Source organism: Leucobacter chironomi DSM 19883 (assembly GCF_000421845.1).
GTDB classification, from domain to species: domain Bacteria; phylum Actinomycetota; class Actinomycetes; order Actinomycetales; family Microbacteriaceae; genus Leucobacter; species Leucobacter chironomi.
Genome location: NZ_ATXU01000005.1, coordinates 193,623 through 217,376, shown reverse-complemented (window position 1 = coordinate 217,376; position 23,754 = coordinate 193,623). Strand labels below are relative to the sequence as shown.

General features: G+C 70.0%; 25 protein-coding genes and 1 tRNA gene. 17 read left to right on the top strand and 9 right to left on the bottom strand.

Going from position 1 to position 23,754, the window contains the following annotated elements; translation table 11 throughout:
• The first annotated feature begins 1 nt into the window (after position 1).
• On the top strand, positions 2-799 hold the full coding sequence (locus H629_RS0107275; protein ID WP_205618696.1) for an amino acid ABC transporter ATP-binding protein: 798 nt from the start codon (positions 2-4) through the stop codon (positions 797-799).
• Positions 800-846: 47 nt separating this feature from the next.
• On the opposite strand, the gene H629_RS0107270 is transcribed toward H629_RS0107275, so the two are convergent.
• Both H629_RS0107270 and H629_RS0107265 read right to left on the bottom strand, forming a co-directional pair.
• Positions 847-1,713, bottom strand: coding sequence for a Sir2 family NAD-dependent protein deacetylase (locus tag H629_RS0107270; protein WP_024356632.1), 867 nt, complete (start codon positions 1,711-1,713; stop codon positions 847-849).
• A gap of 21 nt (positions 1,714-1,734) precedes the next feature.
• Positions 1,735-3,120, bottom strand: coding sequence for a DUF2252 domain-containing protein (locus H629_RS0107265; protein ID WP_024356631.1), 1,386 nt, complete (start codon positions 3,118-3,120; stop codon positions 1,735-1,737).
• 178 nt (positions 3,121-3,298) lie between these two features.
• Here H629_RS0107265 and pyrE point away from each other — a divergent pair, with 178 nt between their 5' ends.
• The 9 genes from pyrE to H629_RS0107220 all read left to right on the top strand — a co-directional run bounded on the left by pyrE (position 3,299) and on the right by H629_RS0107220 (position 12,670).
• Positions 3,299-3,853, top strand: a complete 555-nt coding sequence (pyrE, locus tag H629_RS0107260; protein WP_024356630.1) for an orotate phosphoribosyltransferase — start codon at positions 3,299-3,301, stop codon at positions 3,851-3,853.
• Between the two features lie 400 nt (positions 3,854-4,253).
• On the top strand, positions 4,254-4,751 hold the full coding sequence (locus H629_RS0107255) for a RidA family protein (protein ID WP_024356629.1): 498 nt from the start codon (positions 4,254-4,256) through the stop codon (positions 4,749-4,751).
• Positions 4,752-4,780: 29 nt separating this feature from the next.
• Positions 4,781-5,935: an ABC transporter substrate-binding protein gene (locus H629_RS0107250; RefSeq protein ID WP_161607997.1), complete on the top strand. Its 1,155-nt coding sequence runs from the start codon at positions 4,781-4,783 to the stop codon at positions 5,933-5,935.
• A gap of 79 nt (positions 5,936-6,014) precedes the next feature.
• Complete coding sequence (locus tag H629_RS0107245) at positions 6,015-6,920, top strand: branched-chain amino acid ABC transporter permease (RefSeq protein WP_029746693.1); 906 nt, start codon at positions 6,015-6,017, stop codon at positions 6,918-6,920.
• Between the two features lie 2 nt (positions 6,921-6,922).
• Positions 6,923-8,779 carry a branched-chain amino acid ABC transporter ATP-binding protein/permease gene (locus tag H629_RS0107240; protein ID WP_024356627.1) on the top strand — a complete coding sequence of 619 codons (1,857 nt, stop codon included), beginning with the start codon at positions 6,923-6,925 and terminating at the stop codon, positions 8,777-8,779.
• A complete protein-coding gene (locus H629_RS0107235; protein WP_024356626.1) occupies positions 8,776-9,489 on the top strand; it encodes an ABC transporter ATP-binding protein in 714 nt (237 codons plus the stop codon). The genes H629_RS0107240 and H629_RS0107235 overlap by 4 nt, the downstream gene beginning before the upstream one ends.
• A gap of 74 nt (positions 9,490-9,563) precedes the next feature.
• A complete protein-coding gene (locus H629_RS0107230) occupies positions 9,564-10,295 on the top strand; it encodes a FadR/GntR family transcriptional regulator (RefSeq protein WP_024356625.1) in 732 nt (243 codons plus the stop codon).
• Entirely contained in the window at positions 10,292-11,836 is a 1,545-nt protein-coding gene (locus tag H629_RS0107225) for a gamma-glutamyltransferase family protein (protein WP_024356624.1), read from the top strand. The genes H629_RS0107230 and H629_RS0107225 overlap by 4 nt, the downstream gene beginning before the upstream one ends.
• A 54-nt stretch (positions 11,837-11,890) precedes the next feature.
• Positions 11,891-12,670 (top strand): sulfite exporter TauE/SafE family protein, encoded by a 780-nt coding sequence (locus H629_RS0107220; protein ID WP_024356623.1) that lies wholly within the window; start codon positions 11,891-11,893, stop codon positions 12,668-12,670.
• Between the two features lie 27 nt (positions 12,671-12,697).
• Here H629_RS0107220 and H629_RS0107215 read toward each other — a convergent pair whose 3' ends face one another.
• Positions 12,698-13,111, bottom strand: a complete 414-nt coding sequence (locus tag H629_RS0107215) for an Lrp/AsnC family transcriptional regulator (RefSeq protein WP_024356622.1) — start codon at positions 13,109-13,111, stop codon at positions 12,698-12,700.
• A 138-nt stretch (positions 13,112-13,249) separates the two neighbouring features.
• Complete coding sequence (locus H629_RS0107210) at positions 13,250-13,630, bottom strand: hypothetical protein (protein ID WP_161607995.1); 381 nt, start codon at positions 13,628-13,630, stop codon at positions 13,250-13,252.
• Between H629_RS0107210 and H629_RS0107205 the strand changes: the two genes are divergently transcribed.
• Together H629_RS0107205 and H629_RS0107200 are read left to right on the top strand one after the other, a co-directional pair.
• The gene (locus H629_RS0107205; protein WP_024356620.1) at positions 13,617-14,309 is read left to right on the top strand and encodes an ABC transporter substrate-binding protein; all 693 of its coding nucleotides are present in this window, start codon (positions 13,617-13,619) and stop codon (positions 14,307-14,309) included. The two genes, H629_RS0107210 and H629_RS0107205, sit on opposite strands and share 14 nt — an antisense overlap.
• A 100-nt stretch (positions 14,310-14,409) precedes the next feature.
• Complete coding sequence (locus H629_RS0107200; protein ID WP_024356619.1) at positions 14,410-15,336, top strand: LCP family protein; 927 nt, start codon at positions 14,410-14,412, stop codon at positions 15,334-15,336.
• A 117-nt stretch (positions 15,337-15,453) separates the two neighbouring features.
• Here H629_RS0107200 and H629_RS0107195 read toward each other — a convergent pair whose 3' ends face one another.
• Positions 15,454-16,242 (bottom strand): HAD-IIA family hydrolase, encoded by a 789-nt coding sequence (locus tag H629_RS0107195; RefSeq protein ID WP_029746689.1) that lies wholly within the window; start codon positions 16,240-16,242, stop codon positions 15,454-15,456.
• A 120-nt stretch (positions 16,243-16,362) separates the two neighbouring features.
• Between H629_RS0107195 and pgm the strand changes: the two genes are divergently transcribed.
• Together pgm and pheA are read left to right on the top strand one after the other, a co-directional pair.
• Positions 16,363-18,012, top strand: coding sequence for a phosphoglucomutase (alpha-D-glucose-1,6-bisphosphate-dependent) (gene pgm, locus H629_RS0107190; protein ID WP_024356617.1), 1,650 nt, complete (start codon positions 16,363-16,365; stop codon positions 18,010-18,012).
• Positions 18,013-18,071: 59 nt separating this feature from the next.
• Positions 18,072-19,028: a prephenate dehydratase gene (gene pheA / locus H629_RS0107185; protein ID WP_024356616.1), complete on the top strand. Its 957-nt coding sequence runs from the start codon at positions 18,072-18,074 to the stop codon at positions 19,026-19,028.
• A 67-nt stretch (positions 19,029-19,095) separates the two neighbouring features.
• Here pheA and H629_RS0107180 read toward each other — a convergent pair whose 3' ends face one another.
• Positions 19,096-20,088, bottom strand: coding sequence for a diacylglycerol/lipid kinase family protein (locus H629_RS0107180; protein WP_024356615.1), 993 nt, complete (start codon positions 20,086-20,088; stop codon positions 19,096-19,098).
• A gap of 71 nt (positions 20,089-20,159) precedes the next feature.
• Here H629_RS0107180 and serS point away from each other — a divergent pair, with 71 nt between their 5' ends.
• The 3 genes from serS (at position 20,160) to H629_RS0107165 (ending at position 22,451) form a co-directional block, all read left to right on the top strand.
• The gene (serS, locus tag H629_RS0107175; protein WP_024356614.1) at positions 20,160-21,431 is read left to right on the top strand and encodes a serine--tRNA ligase; all 1,272 of its coding nucleotides are present in this window, start codon (positions 20,160-20,162) and stop codon (positions 21,429-21,431) included.
• 1 nt (position 21,432) lies between these two features.
• Complete coding sequence (locus tag H629_RS0107170) at positions 21,433-22,323, top strand: HAD family hydrolase (RefSeq protein WP_024356613.1); 891 nt, start codon at positions 21,433-21,435, stop codon at positions 22,321-22,323.
• A 40-nt stretch (positions 22,324-22,363) separates the two neighbouring features.
• Positions 22,364-22,451: transfer RNA gene (locus tag H629_RS0107165), tRNA-Ser, on the top strand.
• Between the two features lie 182 nt (positions 22,452-22,633).
• On the opposite strand, the gene H629_RS0107160 is transcribed toward H629_RS0107165, so the two are convergent.
• The 3 genes from H629_RS0107160 to H629_RS0107150 all read right to left on the bottom strand — a co-directional run bounded on the left by H629_RS0107160 (position 22,634) and on the right by H629_RS0107150 (position 23,697).
• Positions 22,634-22,903, bottom strand: coding sequence for a GlsB/YeaQ/YmgE family stress response membrane protein (locus tag H629_RS0107160; protein WP_024356612.1), 270 nt, complete (start codon positions 22,901-22,903; stop codon positions 22,634-22,636).
• 168 nt (positions 22,904-23,071) lie between these two features.
• Entirely contained in the window at positions 23,072-23,365 is a 294-nt protein-coding gene (locus tag H629_RS0107155; RefSeq protein ID WP_024356611.1) for a DUF7882 family protein, read from the bottom strand.
• A gap of 8 nt (positions 23,366-23,373) precedes the next feature.
• Entirely contained in the window at positions 23,374-23,697 is a 324-nt protein-coding gene (locus H629_RS0107150) for a DUF7882 family protein (RefSeq protein ID WP_024356610.1), read from the bottom strand.
• Positions 23,698-23,754 lie beyond the last annotated feature (57 nt).

Sequence of the window (23,754 nt, the reverse complement as noted above, 5' to 3'; positions counted from 1 at the left end):
CATGACCCTGACTGCGGCCGAGTCCGAGGCGCAGCACTCCGAGGCCCTCGTGCAGATTCGCCGGGTGCGGAAGAGCTTCGGCGCGCACGAGGTGCTGCGGGACATCTCCCTCGCCGTCCCGGCAGGCACGGTGACGGTGCTCCTCGGCCCGTCGGGCTCGGGGAAATCGACACTGCTGCGCTGCGTGAACCATCTCGAAACCATCGACGGCGGCCGGATCATCGTCGACGGCGAGCTCATCGGCTACCGGCAGGCGGGGCACAAGACCCACGAGATGAGCCCGCGGCAGATCGCGAAGCAGCGGCGGGGCATCGGGATGGTGTTCCAGCGCTTCAACCTCTTCCCGCACATGACCGCGCTGGAGAACATCATGGAGGCGCCGGTCGGCGTCGCCGGTCGCCCGCGCGCGATGGCGAAGGGCCGCGCACTGGAACTGCTCGATCGTGTCGGCCTCGCCGACTTCGCGGGGCACTACCCGGCGCAGCTCTCGGGCGGCCAGCAGCAGCGCATCGCGATCGCCCGGGCGCTCGCCATGGAGCCGAAGCTGATGCTCTTCGACGAGCCGACCTCGGCCCTCGACCCCGAACTGGTCGGCGATGTGCTCGACGTGATGCGCGAGCTGGCGCGGGAGGGTATGACGATGATCGTGGTCACCCACGAGATCGGCTTCGCCCGCGGCGTGGCGGATCAGGTCGTCTTCATGGACGGCGGCGTCGTCGTCGAGGCCGGCCCGCCGCACGAGGTGCTCGACAACCCGCAGCGCCAGCGCACGCGCAACTTCCTGGAGAGCGTGCAGTAGCGGGGCCGCGCGGCTCAGCCGCCGTGCGCGCTGTTCGCGCCGCGCGGTCAGTCGCTTTCCGCGCCGAGCACGGCGACGAGGGCGGTGAGTGTCTCGCTCGTGCCGCCCTCGACGCGCACCCGCACGGAGTCGCGGTCGTCCACCGCGGTCGGGCCGCGGTTGATGACGGCGACCGGGATCCCGCGCCGTTCGGCGCGGTGCACGAGTCGCAGGCCGGTGTTCACGGCGAGCGAGGTGCCGACGAGCAGCAGCGCCTCGGCGTCCCGCAGCAGCGTCTCGGCGGTGGTGAATACCGCCGGCGGCACGGTCTCGCCGAAGTAGACCACGTCGGGTCGCAGCAGTCCGCCGCAGGGCGCGCCCCGTCCCGGGCAGGCGGGGACGACGGCGTCACCGGCTCCCGAGACGCGCGCGTCGCCGTCGGGGGCCAGCTCGGCGGTCGCGTTGCGGTCGACGAAACCGGGGTTGAGCTCGTCGAACCAGCCGAGCACCTCGGTCCGGCTCCAGCGCGCTCCGCACCGCAGGCAGCGGATGACGCTGCCGTTGCCGTGCAGCTCGACCACGGTGCGGGAGCCGCCTCGCCGGTGCAGGTCGTCGACGTTCTGGGTGATGACCCCGCCGATGCGGCCCGCGGCCTCCAACCTGGCGAGGGCGAGGTGGCCGGCGTTGGGGGCGACGCCGCTCGACCGCAGGGAGCCGATGCGTGCGCCGGCCCAGAACCGGCGGCGGTAGGCCTCGTCGTCCATGAACTGCGCGATGCTCATGGGCGTCCGCGGCGGTGAGCCGGCCCCGCGGTAGTCCGGGATGCCCGAGTCGGTGCTGATCCCGGCGCCGGTGAGCACGGCCACCGGCCCCGCCTCGAAGAGCCGGGCGAGCGCCGCAGTGGTCTGCGGTGAGCCGGCCTGCGGTGGTGTCATGATTCCCCCTTTCCTCCGAACCTAGGGCATGCCCTCGACGCTCATCTCTGCGCGAGCGGTGAAGACCGTGTAGTCGGCATGCGAGCGCTCGGCGTAGCCGCGTCCCCAGTCGAGCAGCGCCTCGCCGACCCTGGTGCCGTCGCCGAGGTAGCCGCTCACCTCGGCCGCGCGCGGCGACTGCGCGTGCGCGCGGGCGAGCGTGACCGCGCAGGCGCGCGAGTAGGTGACGAAGGGCTCGTCCTCGATCTCCTCGATCTCGATGCCGCCCTTCATGTCGTGGAACTGGCGCACGTAGAGCTCGAGCTCGCCGAACTCCTCGCCGGTGTGGCGCAGCGAGCCGAGGAACGGGTCGCTCAGCGCCTGGAGGATCCGCTGCATCGCGACGACGCGTCCGCCTTCGCCGAGGTCAGCGGTGAGTTCGACGAGCTCTGCGGGTTGGGCGATGCCGCCGTACTGTTCGAGAACGCTCGGCCCCGCCTGCTTCGATTGGAGGATGAGGGCGTTGCCGTCTCCATCCTGGAAGAGCGAGAGCGCGCACCGGGTGCCGACGCTCCCGACGCCGACGACGCGGCGGATCGAATCGACCGCGGTGTAGTGGCGGAGCAGCAGCCGGATGTCCGCGCTCGCGGTGCGGAGGTAGCGCTCGATGAGCTCGGTCTGGAGCGCCCGCCGGGCGGGTTCGAGTGCGCGCATCGTCGGCGGCCGCTCGACGAAGCGGAGGCGCCCGTCCGGATCCGCCTGGGTGAGCTTGCGGGAGGCGCGCTCGCCCGTGCGCTTTCTCGCGTGGGCGATTGCGCGGTCGAGGACGCTCCGGGACTCCGGGTGCATGTCACCGGTGCCCGCTGAGGCCTCGAAGTGCGCGTAGTAGCGCTGGAGCGGTGATGCCTTCGCCGCGGTGCGCATCGCGAGCGCGTAGGAGCGGGTGGCGGTGACCACCGCCTTCCCGACGATGTCCTCCGCGCGTCCGTTGCTCGCCCCCGCGATGACGATGCTCGCGATGAGCCGCTTGAGATCCCACTCCCACGGCGCCCACGCCGCCTCGTCGAAGTCGTTGAGGTCGAAGACGAGCGTGCGCTGGGGCGAGGCGTAGAAGCCGAAGTTCGCGACGTGGGCGTCGCCGCAGGACGGTACGAGGATGCCGGTGTGCGGCTCGGCCGCGAGGTCGGCGGCCATGATCGCCGCGGTGCCGCGGTAGAAGGCGAACGGGCTCGCGCTCATCCGCTCGGTGCGCAGCGGGATGAGCTCGGGGAGTCGGGTGGCGTTCTGCCCGTCGATGATCGCGAGCGGATCGCGCGGCGCGTCGGAGAGTGCGGCGAGGGCGCGCCGCGGGAGGAGGGCGCGGCGGTGCTTCCCGCTTGCTCGGCGCTCGGTTCGGCGTGCGGGCAGTGCTGCGGGGGAGTCGGGCATGGCTGACCGGCTTTCGTCTCGGAGCGGTGGCGCCACCGCGGTGCGGGGAGACCTCGCCGGGACGTGCGTCCGGCCCGGGTCGTCCGCGACCGGGGTGGTGATTTGCAGGGGGCTGCGAGATGATCCTATGCGGCGCCGCGTGCGGTCGGGTGCGCGGGAACGCCGTAGGATCGTCACCATGACGACTGCGCGCGAACAGCTCATCGACCTCATCACGAGCGAGGCCGTGTTCCACGGCGACTTCACGCTCACGAGCGGCAAGAAGGCCACCTACTACATCGATCTGCGCAAGCTGAGCCTCGATCACCGCGCGGCTCCGCTCATCGGCCAGGTGATGCTCGACCTCATCGACGACATCGACGGCGTGGTGGCCGTGGGCGGCCTCACGATGGGCGCCGACCCGATCGCCTCGGCGATCATGCATCAGGGTGTCGCGCGCGGCAAGGTGTACGACTCCTTCGTGGTGCGCAAGGAGCCGAAGGATCACGGCCGGGGCCGCCAGGTCGAAGGGCCGGATCTCGCGGGCAAGCGCGTCGTGGTGGTCGAGGACACCTCCACCACCGGCGGATCGCCGCTCAAGGCCATCGAGGCGCTGCAGAAGGTGGGCGCCAAGATCGCGGCGGTCGCCGTGGTGGTGGATCGCCAGGCGCCTGCCAAGGAGCGCATCGAGGCGGCGGGCTACGAGTACCGCTACGCGATCGGTCTCGACGACCTGGGGCTGTCGCCGCAGTAGCCGTCGGTCTCAAAGCTCGGGAGGGGCTCCGCGATCCATCGCGGGGCCCCTCTTCTGCGTGCGCGGGCTTGTGTCCCCTTGCTCCTTGCTCCTTGCTCCTTGCCCCCTGCTTCGCCCTGCCGAGAGGCGGATTTCGCATGGGATGGGTCTGCGCCGCCTGCGAAATCCGCCTTTCGGCAGCGGGGTCCGCGGGGGAAGGGCAGGGGCAGGGGTGGGGCAGGGGTCTTGGAGGGGTGCCGAGGGGTGCCAGGTGACGACTTGATCACGGTCGAGAAAAAACTTGCTCCGGGTCTTCCCCTTTCCCCTCGTCTCAGATAACGTCATGGACAGTCGGTCATTCGGTCAGACCAATAGTCCTGATTAACCCGACACCTCAACGACGAGAAGAAGGAGAAATATAGTGTCTGTCTCATACGAAGCGCGCGTGGCGGAGCTCGGCCTGGACATCCCCGACTACAGCAACGGCGGCTACCACGGCACCTACTACGGCACGATGAAGGCGTTCCACAAGACCGGGAACCTGCTCTTCCTCTCGGGCCACGTCGCCGACATCGTGGGCCACAACGGCCAGCCGACCCACGCCGGCAAGCTCGGCGCCGAGGTCACCGTCGAGCAGGGCTACGCCGAGGCCCGCCAGACCGCGCTGAACTGCCTCGGCACGATGCGCCTCGCGCTCGGCTCGCTCGACCGCGTGAAGTGCCTCGTGAACTCGCTGAACTTCGTGGTCGCCGCGCCGGACTTCGTCGACGTGAACCTCGTGTCGTGCGGCGCCACGGACCTCTTCCGCGACGTGTTCGGCGAGGAGAACGGCCTCGGCGGCCGCGCGACGATCGGCGTCACCTCGCTCGCCGCGAACCACTGCTTCGAAAACTGGATGACGATCGAGACGGTCGACTGACCTCCGAACCGACGGGTGTGATGAGAATGTTGAGCAAGAGAACAGCCAAACTGGCGGTCGTGACGGGCGTCGCGCTCCTCGCGCTGAGCGCGTGCTCCTCGGGTGGATCGGGCGGCTCCGGTGACGGAGGCGGCGCCGAAGGCGCGATCCCGCTCGGATACACGGCGACCCTCTCCGGAGACTTCGCGAGCTACGGTCTCGAGATGCGCGAGGGCATCGACCTCGCCATCGAGGAGATCAACGCCGACGGCGGCGTGCTGGACCGCGAACTGACTCTCGAAGGGGTCGACGACGAGGGCAAGCCGGCCAACGGCCCCGTGATCGCGCAGGAGTTCTGCGACAACGCCGATATTCCGGTCGTTCTCGGGTTCAGCTTCTCGAGCGTCGCACTGTCGGGCCTGCCCATCTACACGCAGTGCGGCCTGCCGATCATCGCATCGGCGGTCACGTCACCCGAGCTGAGCGGCGCGAGCGACATCTTCTTCCGCACCGTGTTCACCGACGCCTACCAGGGCGCCGAGGCGGCGAAGTTCATCGCCGAGAACCGGGGTGTGAAGAAGGTCGCCGTGCTGTATCAGCAGGACGACTACGGCAAGGGCGTCGCCGACGCGTTCACGGAGGGCATCGAGAAGGCCGGTGGCACTGTCACCAGCTCCCAGGCCTACCAGCTGGGCACGGTGAACTTCGCGAGCACCGTCGACACGGCGCTCAAGGACGACCCGGACGCGGTCTTCATCGGCGGCTTCTACACCGAGGCCGGCAAGATCGTGAACCAGGTGCGCGATGCGGGATCCGATGTGCCGATCTTCGCCTCCGACGGGGCCGCGAGCCCGCTCTTCATCGAGCTCGCCGGCGACAACGCCGAAGGCGTCGAGGTCTACTCGGCCTTCTCCGCGAGCGACGACAGCCCCGAGGCCGCCGAGTTCGTCGAGGCCTTCACGAAGAAGTACGACAAGGAGCCGAGCTCCTGGGCGGCGCTCGCCTACGACGCCACGTACATCGCGGCGCAGGCCATGGAGACCGCGGGATCGACCGATCGCGCGGCAGTGACCGAGGCGATCGCGGCGACGGAGGGATTCCCCGGCGTCTCCGGCGAGATCAGCTTCGATGACGAGGGGAACCGTGTGGGCAACCTCACCTTCCAGCGCATCGAAGACGGCGCCTTCGTGGTCATCAAGGAGTAGCAACCGCCCGGTGGGCGCCGGCCTCGGCGCCCACCGGGATCCTCATCCGGTTCCCCCAGCAGGCTACGGAGATTAGGTAATGCAGGAAATCATCAACGGTCTCGCCGTCGGCGGCATCTACGGGCTGCTCGCCGTCGCGTTCAGCGTCGTCTACGGCGTCCTCGGCATGGTGAACTTCGCCTTCGGCGAGATCTTCATGTTCGGCGCCGTCGGAGCGCTCGTCGCCGGCCAGACCAACATCCTCATCGCAGACGCGAGCATCGACGGCCCGGGTCTCCCCGCGTGGGCGGCGATCCTCTTCGGGCTCATCGTCGGCTCGCTCATCGGCTGGCTCATCGAGAGGATCGCGTACCGGCCGCTGCGCAACGCCCCGATCCTCTCCATGCTCATCACCGCGATCGCAGTGTCGATGCTGCTGCGCGCCGTGGCGACCTTCCTCTTCGGCGCCGCGCAGCTCCCGGTGCCCCGCCCCGAACTGGGCGAGGCCCTCAACATCTTCGGTGCGCGAGTGCAGCGCATCGACGTCATCGTGCTCACAGTGGCCGTGGCGGTGACCCTCGCCTTCTGGGCGGTGATCCGCTTCACCCCGATCGGCCGCGCGATCCGCGCCACCGCGGAGGACAAGGACGCGGCGAGGCTCATGGGCATCGGCGTCGACAGGGTCATCTCAACCACCTTCGTGCTCGGTTCGGCCCTCGCCGCGGTCGCGGGTCTGCTCTACTCGCAGCGGTACGGGTTCGCCGCCGCCACCATGGGCTTCCTGCCGGGTCTGAAAGCGCTGGTCGCCGCCGTGCTCGGCGGCATCGGCAGCATCCCGGGCGCCTTCGTCGGAGGCCTCGTGCTGGGCGTCAGCGAGGAGCTCGCCGCGTCCTACGTCCCGCAGGGATCCGCCTACCGCGACGTCATCGCGTTCGGGATCCTGGTCATCATCCTGTGGCTCCGCCCGCAGGGGCTGCTCGGCCGCCGAGAGGTACAGAAGGTCTAACGATGTCGAACACGCACACCGCCCCCATCGTCATCCTCAGGCAGGATCACGGCTTCAAGCGCTGGATCTGGCCCGCGGTCTTCCTCTTCATCGGCCTGCTCGCTCCCCTGGTGCTGCCCGGCGACAAGTGGATCCGCGTGGCCGCCCTGGCGCTCATCTACGTGGCACTCGCCTCCGGCCTGAACATCCTCGTCGGCATCACCGGCCTGCTCGACCTCGGTTTCATCGCCTTCTTCATCGTCGGCGCCTATACGACGGCCATATTCTGCACGAGAACCTTCGGCGTCAACCTGGTGGACAACCCCGCCGCGCTCGCCTGGGTGCTTCCACTCAGTATCGTGGCGGCGATCGTGCTGGCCGGCATAGCGGGCTCGATCATCGGATACCCCACGCTGCGCGCCCGCGGCGACTACCTCGCCATCATGACGCTCGCCTTCGGCGAGATCGTGCGCATCGTCTCCATCAACTGGACCGACTTCACCGGCGGCGCGGTCGGCATCCGCAACATCCCCGCACTCACCCTCACGGGCGAGATCGTGCGACCGCTGACCACCTACTACATCGTGTTCCTCGTCGTGGTCATCCTCGTCGTCGCGCTCGCCTCGCTCATCGCCTCGCCCGTCGGGCGGGCCTGGGTCGCCATCCGCGAGGACGAGCTCGTCGCCTCGTCGATGGGGATCCGCACGCGGCGCTACAAGCTGCTGGCCTACGTGGTCGGGGCTTCGACCGCCGGCGTGATCGGCGTGTTCTTCGCCCACATGAACCAGTTCGTGAACCCCGACAGCTTCACCCTCGAAGACAACTTCATCGTGCTGAGCCTCGTCATCCTCGGTGGGGCGGGCACGCTGTGGGGTCCGATCACCGGCGCAGTGCTGTGGATCTTCTTCCAGGCCGTCGCGAAGGACATCCCGCTCATCCAGGCGCACCCCGAGTTCCGCACGGGGTTCCTCGCGCTCATCGTCGTGGTGCTCATGATCCTGCGCCCCGGCGGCATCATCTCGAAGCGCCTCGAACTCACCCGGGCGCGAGGAGGGAAGGAATCGCCGGAGGGCGAGCTCATCGTGAACGAGCGAGAGACGCCCGTGGCGGCCGGCGCACCCGTGCTGAAGGCCGAGAACGTCAAGCAGGTGTTCGGCGGGCTCGTCGCCCTCGAAGCGGTCACCTTCGAGCTCAGGCACGGCGAAGTACTCGGCCTCATGGGGCCGAACGGCGCCGGCAAATCGACTCTGCTCAACGCCATCTCCGGTGTCACCCGGGCGACGTCGGGCACGATCGAGTTGCACGGCGAGCAGACGCAGCGCCTCGAATCGAGTGCGGTCGCGATGCGAGGCATCGCGAGAACCTTCCAGACCGTGCGCCTCTTCTGGGACATGACGGTGCTCGAGAACCTGCTCGTGGGCGGGCACTCGCGCCTCGCCGGGTTCGTTCCGAAGTTCCTGTCGCCGTTCCCGTTCGTGCGGGCGCCTGAGCGGGCTACGGTCGAAGAGGCCGAGGAGGTGCTGGCCTTCATGGACGTGTGGGACAGCCGCGACAAGCGGGCCTCCTCGCTCGACGCGTACCAGCAGCGCCGAGTCGAGATCGCGCGCGCCCTCATGACGCGCCCGAACGTGCTGCTGCTCGACGAGCCGGCGGCGGGCCTGAACGAGAGCGAGACCCGCGACCTCGCCCGCCTCATCAAGCGGATCCGGGAGCGCGGCATCGACGTGATCCTCATCGAGCACGACATGGACCTGCTCATGGGGGTCTCCGACCGGATCATCGTGCTCGATCACGGCGTGATCATCGCCGACGGCACGCCGGCCGAGATCCGCGTCAATCCTGAAGTGCTCGAGGCCTACCTGGGGAGTGATGCGAAGTGAGAGTGCTCGAAGTCGAAGGCCTGAACGTGCGCTACGGCGTGGTCAGGGCGGTCACCGACGTCGACATGCACGTCGACGAGGGCGAACTCGTCGTCGTGGTCGGAGCGAACGGAGCCGGCAAGAGCAGCCTGCTGCGCTCGGTCGCAGGACTCAACAAGAGCCGAGGGCGGATCGCCTTCCTGGAGCAGGACATCTCGTCCCGCCGCGCCGAGCAGCGGACCCGGGCCGGGCTCTCGCTCGTGCCGGAGGGCCGGCATATCTTCGGCCGGATGTCGGTGTTCGAGAACCTGCAGATCGCCCACTGGGGCGCATCGACCGATTTCTCGGCCGAGGTCGCGACCGTGTTCTCGCTCTTCCCGCGGCTCGAAGAGCGCCGTCACCAGACCGCCGCAACCCTGTCCGGCGGGGAGCAGCAGATGCTCGCCCTCTCCCGTGCGCTCATCAGACGCCCGAAACTGCTTATGCTGGATGAGCCATCGATGGGTCTCGCCCCAAAGGTGGTCGCGCAGATGTTCGAGGTGATCGAGGAGATCAACCGTTCGGGCACCAGTGTGCTGCTGATCGAGCAGAACGCCCGCATGGCGCTCTCGATCGCGGATCGGGGGTACCTCATGGAGACGGGCAAGATCTCAGGAGGTGGCGAGGCGGCGGCCATGCTCGAGGACGAACGGCTGCACGAGGCCTACTTCGGCAAGGGCACGGACACGTGACGGCACCCGGAGCGGACGAGTGCGATCTGAGCGGCCCCGCGGTGAGGCTATCGAACTGAGAATGGAAGTGCGCAATGGACTGGGACTCGATCAACAGGGGGGCGACCCTCTCGGTGCCCGACCGGCTCTCGGTCGACCTTGAACGGCTGATCCTCGAGGGCGACCTCGCGCCGGGCGAGAAGCTTCCGGCCGAGCGCGAGCTCGCCCAGCACCTCGGCGTCTCGCGCGTCTCGATCAGGGAGGCGCTGCGGGAGCTCGAAAACCGCGGCTTCATCGACCGCAAGCCGGGGCGCGGCACCATCGTGCTGAGCCCGGGCGAGCGATCCGGGATCGCCGACCGCATCTCCAGCGCCGTCTCGGCGGTGCACCCCGAGATCCGCGACATCATGGAGCTGCGCGCCATCGTCGAACCGCCGATCGCGGGGATCACCGCGACGCGCGCCACCCCCCGCGACATCGCGCAGCTGCGCGAGCTGGTCGAGGCGATGGAAGTGGACGTCACGAAGGAGCGGTACGCGGAGCTCGATCGGGCCTTCCACCAGGCCATCGCGCAGTACGCCCACAACCCGCTGCTCGAACTCATCAACGAGCAGATCGCCCAGCAGATCGCCCCGAGCCGTGCCAGCCGGTACCAGACGAAGGAGCGCCGCGAGGCGTCGAGCGTCGCGCACCGCCGGATCTTCGAGGCGATCGCCGCCGGCGACCCGACGACCGCCGAGGCGGAGGCCCGAGCCCACGTGCTCGACATCAGCAAGCAGATCGCCCTCGCCGCGACGGGCGCGAACGACGAAGGAGCACAGGGATGACCCACCCCGACGCACACCCCCGCGGAGCCATCTCGACCTCGCACCACCTCGCCACCGAGGCCGGCGCCGCCGCACTCGAAGCGGGCGGCAACGCGATCGATGCGGCGCTCGCCGCCGCTGCCGCCCTCTGCGTGGTGTACCCGAACAATGTGGCGCTGGGCGGCGACCTCGTCGCCCTGGTGCGCTCGCCGGAGGGCGAGGTGCGCTTCCTCAACGCGACGGGCACCGCTCCCGCCGCCCAGTCGCTCGACGCGCTCCGCGAGGCGTACGGCGAGCTGCTGCCGCTGCGCGGCATCGACACCGTGACCGTGCCCGGCGGGGTGCGGGGATGGGGCGAGCTGCACGACTTCGGGGCGACCCGCAGCTGGGAGCAGCACCTGGAGGCCGCGATCCGCTACGCCGCCGACGGCGTGCCCACGGCGAAGTCGGTCGCGGCCGCGATCGTCGACGAGCGCGAGGTGCTCGAACTCGACCCCGGCTGCCGGCAAGCCTTCATCCCGGACGGGCTGCCGCTCGTGCAGGGGCAGCCGTTCGTGCAGCCCGCGCTCGCCGACTCGCTGCGCCGACTCGCCGCGGGCGGGCCGGAGGAGTTCTACACGGGCGAGCTCGCGCAGCGCTGGGTGGCGGGCCTGCAGGCGCTCGGGTCGAAGATCGCGCCCGAGGACGCCGCGGCCTACACCGCCTTCTGGGACGACCCCCTCGAAGGATCATTCGGCGACCACCGCGTCATCACCGGGCCGCCGAACACTTCGGGATTCATCCTGCTGCGCGCCCTCGAGGCCATCGCGGACGGGATCGACGATCCGCTCGGCGCGGGAGCGGGCGCCCTCGCAGACGCGTTCCGGGGCGGCAATGCGGTGCGCGCGGCCTACCTCGCCGACCCTGCATCGGGCGGCCCCACCGGCCCGGAACTCATCGCGATGCCCCGACCGGAGCACGCGCCCCCGCGCGAGGCGAAGCCGAGCGGCGACACCGTCGGCCTGAGCGCCGTCAGCGCCGACGGCTGGGCGATCTCGCTCATCAACTCGGTGTACTTCGGCTTCGGGGCCGCGGTGCTCGACCCCGAGACGGGAATCCTGTTCCAGAACCGGGGCACGTCGTTCTCGCTCGACCCCGCCTCGCCGAACGCGTTCGCGCCGGGCCGCCGGCCGCGCCACACGCTCATGCCCGTGCTGATCCTGCGCGGCGACGAGCTCGCCTGGGTGCCGGCGACGATGGGCGGATCGGCGCAGCCGCAGATCCACACGCAGCTGCTGCTGCGCTCCCTCGCCGGAGCATCCCCGCACGAGGCGACGCACGCTCCGAGGTGGATCGTCGACGAGCCGGGTGCGGACGGGACGGTGCGGGTGACGATCGAGGAGGACGTCCCCGAGAGCGCGCGGGACGCCATCGCGGCCGCGGGCTTCCCGCTCAAGACGGTGCCGCCGTACTCGGAGGATCTGGGACACTCGAATCTGATCCGTGTCAGCGCCGAGGGGTACGACGCTGCCAGCGATCCGCGCTCCGACGGCTCTGCGATCGTGGTGTCCGCCTCCGGCTGATCGGAGGCGCAGCCCCGATCCGCAGCTCAGCCACCTCTCTCAGAAACGACCTCCATGACTCAGACTTCACGCCCCAGCATCATCGTCCTCGGCATCCTGGGGGCGGTCACCGGCCTCCTCTCCGGTCTCTTCGGGATCGGCGGCGGCGTGGTGCTGGTCCCCATGCTCGTCATGTTCCTCGGGTTCCAGCAGCGCCTCGCGGCGGGCACCTCGGTGGCCGCGATCCTGCCCGCGGCGGTGGTCGGCGGCATCGGCTACGCCGTGCAGGGGAACGTCGACTGGCTCGCTGCGGTGCTGCTCGCCGCGGGCGTAGTGGTCGGGGCGCAGATCGGCAGCTACCTGCTGTCGAGGGTTCCCACGGGCTTCCTGCGCTGGATGTTCATGGCGTTCCTGCTGGGCGTGGTCATCAGCCTCTGGTTCGTCGTGCCGCAGCGCGACGCGGTCATCGACATCACGGTGCTCACCGGCGCGCTGCTCGTGCTGACGGGGCTCGTGACCGGGGTGCTCTCCGGGCTGCTGGGCGTGGGCGGCGGCGTCATCGTGGTGCCCGTGCTGATGTTCTTCTTCGGGGCGAGCGATCTCATCGCGAAGGGCACCTCGCTCATCATGCTCATCCCGGGATCGATCTCGGGCACCCTCGGCAACGCGCGCCGGCGCAATGTCGACATCCGGTCGGCCGCTGTGCTCGGCATCGCGGCGAGCGTGCTGTCGCCGCTCGGTTCGGTGATCGCGACGCACATCCCGCCGCTCTGGTCGAACGTGGCCTTCTCGCTGCTGCTGGCCTTCATCCTGGGGCAGATGCTCGTCAAGACGCTCCGCCAGGGCAAGAAGTAGCCCCGAAGCCACCCCCGCCGGCCGGGCTCACTCCTCGTCCATGCGCACGCCGCTGCGCTTGAGGGCCTGCAGCACCATCGAGGTGTCGACCTCGACGGCGTCCTCGGTCCAGTCGGACCGCATGAGGAAGTCGGCGAGCGTGTCGTGCCCGGTGCACGCGATGTTCACGAAGAGCTGGTAGCGGCCAGTGGTGAACGCGAGGTAGCGCACCTCGGGCACCCGGGTGAGCTGCATGGCGACCGACTCGGTGCGGCCGGGCAGAGTGCGGATGCGCATGGTGGCCTCCACCGGGAAACCGAGCGCCGCCGGCTCGACCACGGCGCGATCGAAGAGGCGCCCGCTCGCCTGCAGGTGAGCGAGGCGGCGTCTCGCCGAGGCTGGGGAGAGCGCCGTGGCGCGGGCCAGCTCCTCGATCGTGGCCCTGCCGTCGGCGGCGAGCACTCGGGCGATCTCCTGCTCTTCGCGGCTGAGGGGCGCGAGCTCGACCGAGCCGGTCGGCTCCCAGGTCTGCTCATGGTCGATGAGCGCGGCGACCTGATCCTCGGTCAGCAGGCCGGGAAGCCACTGGTGGGTGCCCTTTTAGAGCTTGAGGATTGTTGCGGTCTCGATGCCGGCGGCGCCGGGCATGCCGGGGATCTCGTCGACGAGGGTCGCCAGGGAGCGCGACCGCTCGTTCATGAGCTCGAAGACGCAGTCGGCCTCGCCCGTCGTCAGGTAGGTGAAGACCGAATTGGAGCGCGCGGCGGCCGACATGGCGGTGACCCGGTTCATGCCGGCCTCGCAGCGCACGTTGATGATGGAGCTGTCGAGCAGGCCGCCGCGCGGCAGCAGCGTGAGAGCGGTCATGCGCACCTGACGGCTGCGCAGCAGCTCGGCCCCGCGCGCGGCGACGGTGCGCTCGGCGATGTCGATCACGGCGGCGATCCGGCGCCTTCCCGGGCTGTCAATGAAGATTCGCAAGCTGGCCTTCATCGGCCTCGCCGCCGCCGCGGTCGTCTCGCTCGCCGCCTGCTCCTCCGGCCCCGCCGCCGGCGGTACGACCGAGGCCGCCGACGACGGCCCCATCACGATCCGCATCCAATCGCAGGCCTCCATCGCCGCCGAGCCCATGTACATGTGCGTCGAGGACGGCACCTTCGAAGCCGAGGGCCTCCAGGTCGAGGTCACCGAACTGCCCGACCTGCCCGCCGCCACCGCGGCCCTGCAGGCCGGCAAGCTCGAACTCGCCTTCGTGCCCACCATCTCCGCGCTCACCATGGCTCGTCAGAACGTGCCCATCACCATGATCGCTGCGGCCGACGGCATCAACCCCGCCGCAGCCGACGCCTCGCTCGGCGAACAGCGCAACTACACCTCGGTGGGCGTCTACGTCAGCAAGGGCAGTGGCATCGAGAGCATCGAGGACATGGGCGGCGACACCAGCATCGCCGTGCCCGAGCTCAAGGGGCAGCCCGACGGCACCATCACCTCGGTGCTGCACGAGGCCGGCGTCGACACCGAGAACATCGAGTGGCTCAAGCTCGGCTTCCAGCCCGCGCTGGACGCCCTGAAATCCGATCAGCTCGACGCGGCCTTCCTCGTGAGCCCCTTCTCGCTCGAAGCCGATGCGGCCGGCCGTGCGGCCGTCGCCGCAAAGTAGCTCGGCGCTGACGAACCAGCATAAATCGAGCGCCGGGGGCGAGGAGCGAGACTCCTCGTCCCCGGCGCTTCGGCGTACCCGGGGGCACCGCAGGCGGCGGGTGCTGCTGGGCGCGCTCGCGCTCGTCGCGGTGCTGGTGGCCGGCGGGGCCTTCGCAACGCGGGTGAACTGGGTGGCGCTCGAACGGCCCGGGGCGGCCCTCGCGCCGGAGTTCGCAGACGCCAGCGACACCGTGTACCTCTTCGTCGGTGCAGACTCGGGCATCCAACGGCCCCGCTCGGACAGCCAGTACACCGATGACCCGGACGCGCCGGCCCGCGCCGACATCCTCCTGCTGGTGCGGCTCGCGGCGAACGGCGACGTCGCCGCACTGTCGCTGCCCCGCGACACGGTGGCTTTCGGGTACGACTCGCCGGTGCGCTACGCGATCACCCGGCTCGACGGCCCGCAGCACCTCGTCGATGCGATCTGCGCGGGCACCGGCATCGCGGTCGACCGTTACGTCGAGATCGACGGGGGCGGTTTCGAGGCCGCGATCGACGCGCTTGGCGGTCTGCAGCTCGACATCCCCGAGCCGCTGCGCGATCCTGCCGCACGACTCAAGATCGACGTGGCCGGCCCGCGCACGGTCGACGGGGCGACGGCGCTCGCACTCGTGCGCTCCCGCCACGCCGAGCGCTTCGTCGACGGGCGATGGATCCCTCGTACCGAAGACGAGGGCGCGCTCGATCGCATGCAGTGGTCGTCGGCGGTGCTCGGCGCGGTGCGCGAGAAGCTCGCCGGCGCGGATCCGCTGACGCTCGCCCGGGTGGCGTGGGCTTCGAGCGACGCGCTCACCGTCGGCGGCGGGATCCATCCCGAGGAAGTTCGGCACCTCGCCGGAAGCTCTTTCGATGCGCAGACCATCCCCACCGAGATGCTCGGCGACAACCTCTCGCGGGCGTTGCGCGAGGAGGGGCGCGCGGTCATCGGAGCCGCCGGATTCGACACCTCGTGCCAGCTGGAGGGCGCTGCCGGAGTACGCTGAACCCGTCCGGTCCGTCCCGCTGGGCCCCGTCGAGTCGGCCCTTTCGTTCCGAGCCCGCCTGCTATTCACGCGAATAGCAGGCGGGCTCGATACGTATAGGCCGGCTCGATGTGCGGTCTAGAGGAGATCCGCCACAGAGGAGAGGATCTCGTCAGGGCGGAACGGGAACCTCTCGATCTCGCGGCGATCCGAGATGCCCGTCATCACGAGCACCGTGTGCAGCCCGGCCTCCATGCCCGCGACCACGTCGGTGTCCATGCGGTCGCCGATCATGCCCGTGTTGTGGGAGTGCGCGCCGATCTGGTTGAGCGCCGAACGGAACATCATCGGGTTCGGCTTGCCCACGATGTAGGGCACCTTGCCCGTCACCTTCGTGATGAGGGCGTTGATGGCACCCGTCGCGGGCAGCGGGCCGTCGGCGCTCGGGCCGGTCGCGTCCGGGTTCGTCGAGATGAACCGCGCACCGCCCATGATGAGGCGCACCGCCTTCGTGATCGCCTCGAAGGAGTAGTTGCGGGTCTCGCCCACCACGACGAAGTCGGGGTTCGACTCGGTCATCACGTAGCCCGCGTCGTGCAGCGCGGTGAGGATGCCGGCCTCGCCGATCACGAACGCCGAACCGCCGGGCTTCTGCTGCTTGAGGAACGCGGCGGTGGCGAGCGCGCTCGTCCAGATCCGATCCTCGGGCACCTCGATGCCGGAGGCCGCAAGGCGCGCGCTGAGGTCGCGGGCCGTGAAGATCGAGTTGTTGGTGAGCACGAGGTAGGGGATCTCGTTCTCGCGCCAGTGCCGGATCAGCTCGGCGGCGCCGGGGATCGCGCGCTCCTCGTGCACGAGCACGCCGTCCATGTCGGTGAGCCAGCACTCGATCTCGTCGCGCCGGGAGGGGATCATGCTCTCATCCATGCCTCCAGGGTAACCGGGCACGATGAACGGACGGTATCGCGGGTTTCGGGATCCGGATCCCGAAACGGATCCGGACCCCGCGCAGGTGCGGCCCGCCGGGCGGGCTGGCACACTGGAGGCATGCATGAGAGAGCAGGGCAGCCGGCGCAGCCGCAGGACCTCGTCGACGTCGAAGCGCTGATCGCCGCCTATTCCGAGGTGGTGCCGGATCCCGCCGACCCCGCCCAGCGGGTCGTGTTCGGCACCTCGGGCCACCGCGGCTCCTCGCTGAAGGGCTCCTTCAACGAGGCCCATATCGTCGCGATCAGCGCCGCCATCGCCGAGTACCGCGCCGCGCAGGGCATCACCGGGCCGCTCTTCATCGGCTCGGACACGCACCCGCTGTCGGCGCCCGCCGAGCACACGGCGCGCGAGGTGCTGTCGGCTGCGGGCGTGCACGTGCTCGCGAAGGCGGGCAGCGGTGACGAGGTGTTCGTGCCCACCCCGGCCGTGAGCCACGCGATCCTCGCCCACAACAGCGACCGCGCGGCCGACGATCCGGCCCGGGCCGACGGCATCGTCGTCACACCCAGCCACAACCCGCCGACGGACGGCGGCTTCAAGTACAACCCGCCGCACGGCGGCCCCGCCGACACCGACGCGACGAACGCGATCGCGGCCCGCGCTAACGAGATCCTGGAGCACGGCATCGACTCCGTGCCTCGTGCCAGCGAGGACGGGATCGGCGGCACGCCGGTCGGCCGCTACGACTTCCTCGGCGAGTACGTCGAGGCGCTCGGCGAGGTCGTCGACGTCGCCGCGATCCGCGAGGCCGGCGTGCGCCTGGCCGCGCACCCCCTCGGAGGGGCGAGCGTCGCCTACTGGGCGGCGATCCGCGACCGCTACGACCTCGACCTCACCGTGCTCGGCCCCGGTGTCGACCCGCAGTGGGGCTTCATGCACCTCGATTGGGACGGCAAGATCCGCATGGATCCCTCCTCGCGGCACGTCATGTCGACCGTCGCCGACTCCCAGCCGCTCTACGACCTCGTGACGGGCAACGACGCCGATGCCGACCGGCACGGCATCGTCACCCGCGACGGCGGGCTCATGAACCCGAACCACTACCTCGCTGTCGCCATCGACTACCTGCTGACGCACCGGCCCGACTGGCCCGCGACGGCGAAGGTCGGCAAGACGCTCGTCTCGTCGGCGCTCATCGACCGCGTCGTCGCCTCGCACGGACGCGAGCTGCTCGAAGTGCCGGTGGGCTTCAAATGGTTCGTGCCCGGGCTCTCCTCGGGTGAGGTCGTCTTCGGTGGGGAGGAAAGCGCCGGGGCGTCGTTCCAACGCTTCGACGGCAGCGCCTGGAGCACCGACAAGGACGGCATCCTGCTCGCGCTGCTCGCCGCCGAGATCCAGGCCGTCACCGGGGAGTCGCCCTCGGAACGCTACCGGCAGCTGACCGAGCGCTTCGGGGAGCCCGCCTACGCCCGCATCGATGCGGCGGCGACGCCCGAGCAGAAGCGCCGCCTGGGGGCGCTCTCGCCCGACGACGTCACCGACACCGAGCTGGCCGGCGATCCGATCACGGCGATCCTCACCCGCGCGCCCGGCAACGACGCCCCCATCGGGGGGCTCAAGGTGCAGACCGAGCACGCCTGGTTCGCCGCGCGGCCCTCGGGCACCGAAGACGTCATGAAGATCTACGCGGAGTCGTTCCGCGGGCCCGAGCATCTCGCCGAGGTGCAGCGGGCGGCGCAGGCGCTCGTCGGCCGCGTGCTCGGCTGAGCCGGTTTCCGGGCGGATAGTCCTCGGGGCGAGCCCGGGAAGGCGGTACGCTGGATCGCATGCCAGAGCACGCCGAGACGACCCGCCGCTACTCCTACCTGGGGCCGGCGGGCACGTTCACCGAGGCGGCGCTCAAACAGGTGCCCGAAGCCGTCGGGCAGGAGTGGAACCCCGTCGCGAATCTCGGCGAGGCGCTGAACGACGTCGTGACGGGCTTCAGCGACGCCGCCATGATCGCGATCGAGAACTCGATCGACGGCGGCGTGACCGTCGCGCAGGACGCCCTGGCGACGATCCCCGGGCTGCGCATCGTGGGAGAGTACCTCGTGCCCGTGCGTTTCGTGCTCGTCGCGCGCCCCGGCACCCGGCTCGAAGACATCGCGGTCGTCTCGGGGCACCCGGTGGCCTACGGCCAGTGCCGCGCCTGGCTCGACGACCAGGTGCCCCGGCACCGTCACCTCCTCGCCACCTCGAACGTGCAGGCCGCCCGCGACCTCTTCGACGCGGAGAAGGGCATCGACGCCGCCATCGCGCCGCCCGGTATCGAGGAGCACTACGACGTCGAGGTGCTCGCGGAGGGCATCGCCGAGAACCCGGACGCCGTGACCCGCTTCGTGCTGGTCAGCCGCACCGCTGCCGTGGGCGAACCCACCGGGGCCGACAAGACCTCGCTCATCGCCGAACTGCCCGAGGACCGCGCCGGCGCGCTGCTCGAACTGCTCGAGCAGTTCGCGACCCGCGGCGTCAACCTCACGCTGCTCGCCTCTCGCCCCGTGGGCGACCGCATGGGCCGCTACCGCTTCGTCATCGACGCCGAGGGGCACATCAAGGACGAGCGGGTGGCGGACGCCCTGCTGGGCGTGAAGAGGTTCAGCCCGCGAGTCGTCTTCCTGGGGTCGTATCCGAGGGCGGATCGCGTCTCCGCGAGCATCCGCGACTCCTACGACGACGACGCCTTCCGCGATGCCCGCGACTGGTTGCGCGAGGTGATCGAGGGCGTGCCCGACCCCGCCTGAGCCGAATCCTCGGCAGGCCGAAGCCGGGTTCTGCGCCGAAACTGACGCAGAGCCACCCTGCTCCGGGTCAGCTCTGCGCGTTCCACTCCGGCAGCACGCGCACCGTCAGAGCGCCGGGATCCACTGTGCCGTTCACCGCGAGCGCCAAGCCGAAATCGTCACCGTCGAGCTGCACCGGCTCCGGCTGCGGCACGGAGAGCGCGTAGCGGGTGGCCCGCAGGTAGTTGACGCTCTTCGTGTCGTTCACGAGGTCGATGATCCGCCTGCCCGCCTGCGTCTTGCGCAGCACGCCGTTCTCCCAGCCGATCTTGTTCCAGATGCGCAACCAGGAGAACGGGCCGAGCGGGCGCAGCGCGACCACGTCGAGCTTGCCGTCGTCGAGCTTCGCGTCGGGAATCAGCAGCACGCCGCCGGGCATCAGTCCGCAGTTGCCGATCATCACGGTGTAGACCGACAGCGATTTCACGGGCGAACGGTCGACGGAGTAGTGGATCTGCAGCGGACGGTCCTTGAGCATGGTGCGCACGCCGGCATCGACGTAGGCGAGCCAGCCGAGGCGCTTCTTGAGCGTGGCGCGCGTGGCGGAGATCGCTCGGGCGTCGAGCCCCATCCCGGCGAGCACGAGGAAGACGTGCTCGTCTTCGCCGTCGTCCTCGCGCACGATGCGCAGCACTCCGAGGTCGATCGGGCGTCCGCGTCCGTAGAAGGCGGCGCGCACCGCCTCGTCGGGTCGTCCGAGCGGCATCCCCAGGTTGCGGGCGAGCAGGTTGCCGGTGCCCTGCGGCACGATCGCGAGCGGCACCCCGGTGCCGCGCAGCGCCTCGGCGACGGCCCGCACGGTGCCGTCGCCGCCGCTCGCGAGCACGAGGTTCGCCCCCTCTGAGATCGCGCGGCGGGCAGCCGCCACGCCGGCGTCCTCGGCCTCGGTCTCGTACCAGCGCGTCGCGGCCCAGCCCGACTGCCGCTCGTGCAGGGACACCGCGCTGCGCAGCGCAGCCAGGTCGGTCTTGAAGGGCTGATAGACCACGGCGGCGACGGGCAGGCTGCGGGTCTCGGACATGAGATCCAGCGTAGTGGGGGAGCGGCAGCCTCGGCTGACGGCGCGGCCCGCGGCACGGGTAAGCTGGACGAGTGATCGATCCAGTCCTGCTCCGCACCGATCCTGAGGCCGTCAAGCGCTCCCAGCGCGCGCGAGGAAACGACGAGGCGGTGGTGGATCAGGCGCTCGCCGCAGATGCGGCCCGCCGGGCCGCGCTCGCCGAGTTCGAGAGCCTGCGCGCCGAGCAGAAGGAGTTCGGCGGGCGGGTCAAGGCCGCTTCGAAGGAGGACAAGCCCGCGCTCATCGCCGAGGCCCAGCAGCTCGCGGCCGGCGTGAAGGCCGCCGAGGCCCGGGCGAAGGAGGCGGAGGCGCAGTTCGAGGCGCTCGCGATGCGCATCGAGAACGTCGTGATCGAGGGCGTGCCCGAGGGTGGCGAGAGCAACTTCGTCACGCTGCGCGAGTTCGGCGAGCGCGCCGAGTTCGATTTCGAGGCGCGCGACCACCTCGAGCTCGGCGAACTGCTCGGCGCGATCGACATGGAGCGCGGTGCGAAGGTGTCGGGGGCGCGTTTCTACTTCCTGCGGGGCGTGGGCGCGCGTCTCGAGCTGGCGCTCATGAACATGGCCCTCGACAAGGCCCTGTCGCACGGCTTCACGCCGCTCATCACGCCGACGCTCGTGAAGCCCGAGATCATGGGCGGCACCGGCTTCCTCGGCGAGCACGCCAGCGAGGTGTACCACCTGCCCGAGCAGGATCTGTTCCTCACCGGCACGAGCGAGGTCGCCCTGGCGGGCTACCACGCCGACGAGATCATCGACCTGTCGAACGGCCCCGTGCGCTACGCCGGCTGGTCGACCTGCTACCGCAGCGAGGCCGGCTCGCACGGCAAGGACACCCGCGGCATCCTGCGCGTGCACCAGTTCAACAAGCTGGAGATGTTCGTGTACGCCGATCCGGCCGAGGCCGAGGCCGAGCACGATCGCCTCGTCGGCTGGCAGGAGGACATGCTGCAGGCGCTCGGCTTGCACTACCGCGTGATCGACGTCGCCGCGGGAGACCTCGGTTCGAGTGCGGCCCGCAAGTTCGACATCGAGGCCTGGGTGCCCACGCAGGGCGCCTACCGAGAGCTCACTTCGACCTCCAACTGCACCACCTATCAATCTCGCAGGCTCGCCACCCGCTTCCGCGGCGAGAACGGCAAGACGTCGCCGGTGGCGACGCTCAACGGCACGCTCGCCACCACTCGTTGGCTCGTCGCGATCCTCGAGACCCACCAGCAGGCCGACGGCAGCGTGATCGTGCCCGAGGCGCTGCGCCCGTACCTGGGCGGGCTTGACGTGCTCACCCCGGTGGCCGGAGCCTGAGATGAGCGCAGGATCCGCCGCATCGTCCGGGGCTGTCGTGTCCGCCGGTGAACGCCACATCGTCGCCCTCGACCTCGACGGCACCGTGCTCGATCACGGTTTCCACGGCGCCGGCGACGACCCGAACGGCGGCAGCATCGACCCCGATCTCGCCGACGCGATCCGCGCGCTCCACGAGGCCGGGCACGAGGTCATCATCGCGACCGGGCGATCGGTCGACGCGACGCTGCCGATCGTGGAGCGGCTGCGGATCCGCCCGGACTGGGTGATCGCAGCCAACGGTGCGGTGACGCTGCGCCGGGATCCGCTCGCCCACCGCGCCTATCGGCGCGAGTACGTCGAGGCCTTCGACCCGAGCGACGCCCTGCGGAAGATCCGCACCGCGCTCGTCACGGCCAGCTTCGCGGTCGAGCTCGCCGATGGCGGCTTCCTGTACACCGAGCCCATTCCCACCGGCACGCTGCCCTCCGAGCAGCGCATGGTGCCCTTCGAGCAGTTGCTCGGGGTGCAGGCGTCGCGGGTGGTCGTGGTGTCGCCCGACCACCGGCTCGAGGAGTTCCTCGACGCGGTCGAGACCCTGGGCCTCACGCACGTCTCGTACGCGGTGGGGAGCACCTCGTGGCTCGACATCGCCCCCGACGGGGTGACGAAGGCGAGCGCCCTCGAAGTGGTCGCGGCGCGCCTCGGCATCGACCGCTCGCGGGTGTTCGCGGCGGGCGACGGCCGCAACGACATCGACATGCTGCGCTGGGCGGGGCACTCCGGCGACTCGGTCGCGATGGGGCAGGCGGTGCCCGAGGTGCGCGCCGCAGCGGTGCGGGTGACCGGCACCGTCGACGAGGGCGGCCTGCTCTCAGCGCTGCGGGATCGCTTCCCGCAGCTGCTCGGCTAGCGGCCGGATCATGCTCCGCGGCTTTGCTAAGCTCGTGCGCGGAGGGTTGTCCGAGCGGCCGAAGGAACTTGTCTTGAAAACAAGCATGCAGTAACCCTGCATCAGGGGTTCAAATCCCCTACCCTCCGCGGTGAAAGCCCGGTCAGAACATGTTTCTGACCGGGCTTTCTGCGTCCGTGCGCGATGGCAGTCGGTTCCCGGGTGCGTCGCCCCCTGTTCAGTCGGCACCATGTCGAGCGCGAGAACGGGAAAAGCAAGGAGGCCCCCCTCCGGTTCGAACCGGAGCGGGGCCTCGCGTGCGACGACGGAGTCAGTCGGCGGCGCCCCTGCGGCCGACGATGAGGCCCCAGATCAGCAGCACCACGACGGAGCCGCCGATGGCGAGCAGCCAGGTCTGGAGCGACCAGAACTCCTGCAGGCTCGCTCCGAAGATCACCGAACCCAGCCAGCCGCCGAGCATCGCGCCCACGACGCCGAGAAGCAGCGTCACGAACCAGCCGCCGCCCTGCCTTCCCGGCAGGATCGCCTTGGCGATGGCTCCAGCGATCAGACCGAGCACGAGAAAAGCAATGAAACCCATGTCCTGCTCCTTTCCATGAAGCGGACCCGCCTGTGAACGGGGCCGCTCGGGTGATCTCGACGCTACTCCGGTCGCAGGGGAGGCTCCAGGGGCTTGCGGAGCGCATGCACATTGCGGTACAAGAACGCTGCGGCATCACCGCCGGGCGGGTCCGGGCTGGAGAGCGGATCAGCTGGGCTGCGGCGGCTCCTCGACGAGGCGCAGCCCGCCCTGCGAGTTGGCGAACGCGAGCAGCTGCTCGATCCACGCCGGGTTCAACTCGTCGGTCGAGCGCTCGTCGAACTCGAAGTGCACGGGCACTGAGGGATGCAGCCAGATGCTGTGCTGCTGCTGATCGTCGCTCCAGGTGAAGACGAGGCTCTCCTGCAGATTGAGCTTCGCGAGGATGACCGTGCGCAGGTGCGTCAGCAGTCGGTCGTCGAAGGTGAACCTTGCGCCGTTGCCGTAATTCAGGTGACCCATGTGTGCTCCTAGTTCTGCTCTGCCAAGTGCTGCTGCGCCTCCTGCTCGGAGATGACGACGAGCCCCCGCGGCGTGTTCGAAAGCTCGTTCAAGACCGACAGCCAGTGCTTGTCGAGCTGCGGTGCGCGGCTGCCCGCGAAGCGGAATGAGAGCGGGATCGACGGCGTGAGCCAGATCGAGACTCGCCCTCCGCCGCGTTCCACCGGCACGCTCCAGCTCATGAGGAAGCTCTCCTGCCTCCGCAGCTTGATAGTGATCGCGACTTTGAGGTGGGCGAGCGTGCGGTCGTCGAACTCGAACTCCTGCGCGCCGCCGTAAGTGAGGAAGCCCATGCCACCATGGTGGCATCTTTCGGCGCTGTTTGGGGCGAGCCGGCCGAAACGCGAAAG

Coding starts and splice junctions, on each gene's coding strand:
- H629_RS0107275 (WP_205618696.1), top strand. CDS start 2: ATGACCCTGACTGCGGCCGAGTCCGAGGCGCAGCACTCCGAGGCCCTC.
- H629_RS0107205 (WP_024356620.1), top strand. CDS start 13,617: ATGAAGATTCGCAAGCTGGCCTTCATCGGCCTCGCCGCCGCCGCGGTC.
- H629_RS0107160 (WP_024356612.1), bottom strand. CDS start 22,903: ATGGGTTTCATTGCTTTTCTCGTGCTCGGTCTGATCGCTGGAGCCATC.
- H629_RS0107150 (WP_024356610.1), bottom strand. CDS start 23,697: ATGGGCTTCCTCACTTACGGCGGCGCGCAGGAGTTCGAGTTCGACGAC.
- pyrE (WP_024356630.1), top strand. CDS start 3,299: ATGACGACTGCGCGCGAACAGCTCATCGACCTCATCACGAGCGAGGCC.
- H629_RS0107240 (WP_024356627.1), top strand. CDS start 6,923: ATGTCGAACACGCACACCGCCCCCATCGTCATCCTCAGGCAGGATCAC.
- H629_RS0107220 (WP_024356623.1), top strand. CDS start 11,891: ATGACTCAGACTTCACGCCCCAGCATCATCGTCCTCGGCATCCTGGGG.
- pgm (WP_024356617.1), top strand. CDS start 16,363: ATGCATGAGAGAGCAGGGCAGCCGGCGCAGCCGCAGGACCTCGTCGAC.
- H629_RS0107195 (WP_029746689.1), bottom strand. CDS start 16,242: ATGGATGAGAGCATGATCCCCTCCCGGCGCGACGAGATCGAGTGCTGG.
- H629_RS0107225 (WP_024356624.1), top strand. CDS start 10,292: ATGACCCACCCCGACGCACACCCCCGCGGAGCCATCTCGACCTCGCAC.
- H629_RS0107180 (WP_024356615.1), bottom strand. CDS start 20,088: ATGTCCGAGACCCGCAGCCTGCCCGTCGCCGCCGTGGTCTATCAGCCC.
- H629_RS0107245 (WP_029746693.1), top strand. CDS start 6,015: ATGCAGGAAATCATCAACGGTCTCGCCGTCGGCGGCATCTACGGGCTG.
- H629_RS0107265 (WP_024356631.1), bottom strand. CDS start 3,120: ATGCCCGACTCCCCCGCAGCACTGCCCGCACGCCGAACCGAGCGCCGA.
- H629_RS0107170 (WP_024356613.1), top strand. CDS start 21,433: ATGAGCGCAGGATCCGCCGCATCGTCCGGGGCTGTCGTGTCCGCCGGT.
- pheA (WP_024356616.1), top strand. CDS start 18,072: ATGCCAGAGCACGCCGAGACGACCCGCCGCTACTCCTACCTGGGGCCG.
- H629_RS0107270 (WP_024356632.1), bottom strand. CDS start 1,713: ATGACACCACCGCAGGCCGGCTCACCGCAGACCACTGCGGCGCTCGCC.
- H629_RS0107230 (WP_024356625.1), top strand. CDS start 9,564: ATGGACTGGGACTCGATCAACAGGGGGGCGACCCTCTCGGTGCCCGAC.
- H629_RS0107155 (WP_024356611.1), bottom strand. CDS start 23,365: ATGGGTCACCTGAATTACGGCAACGGCGCAAGGTTCACCTTCGACGAC.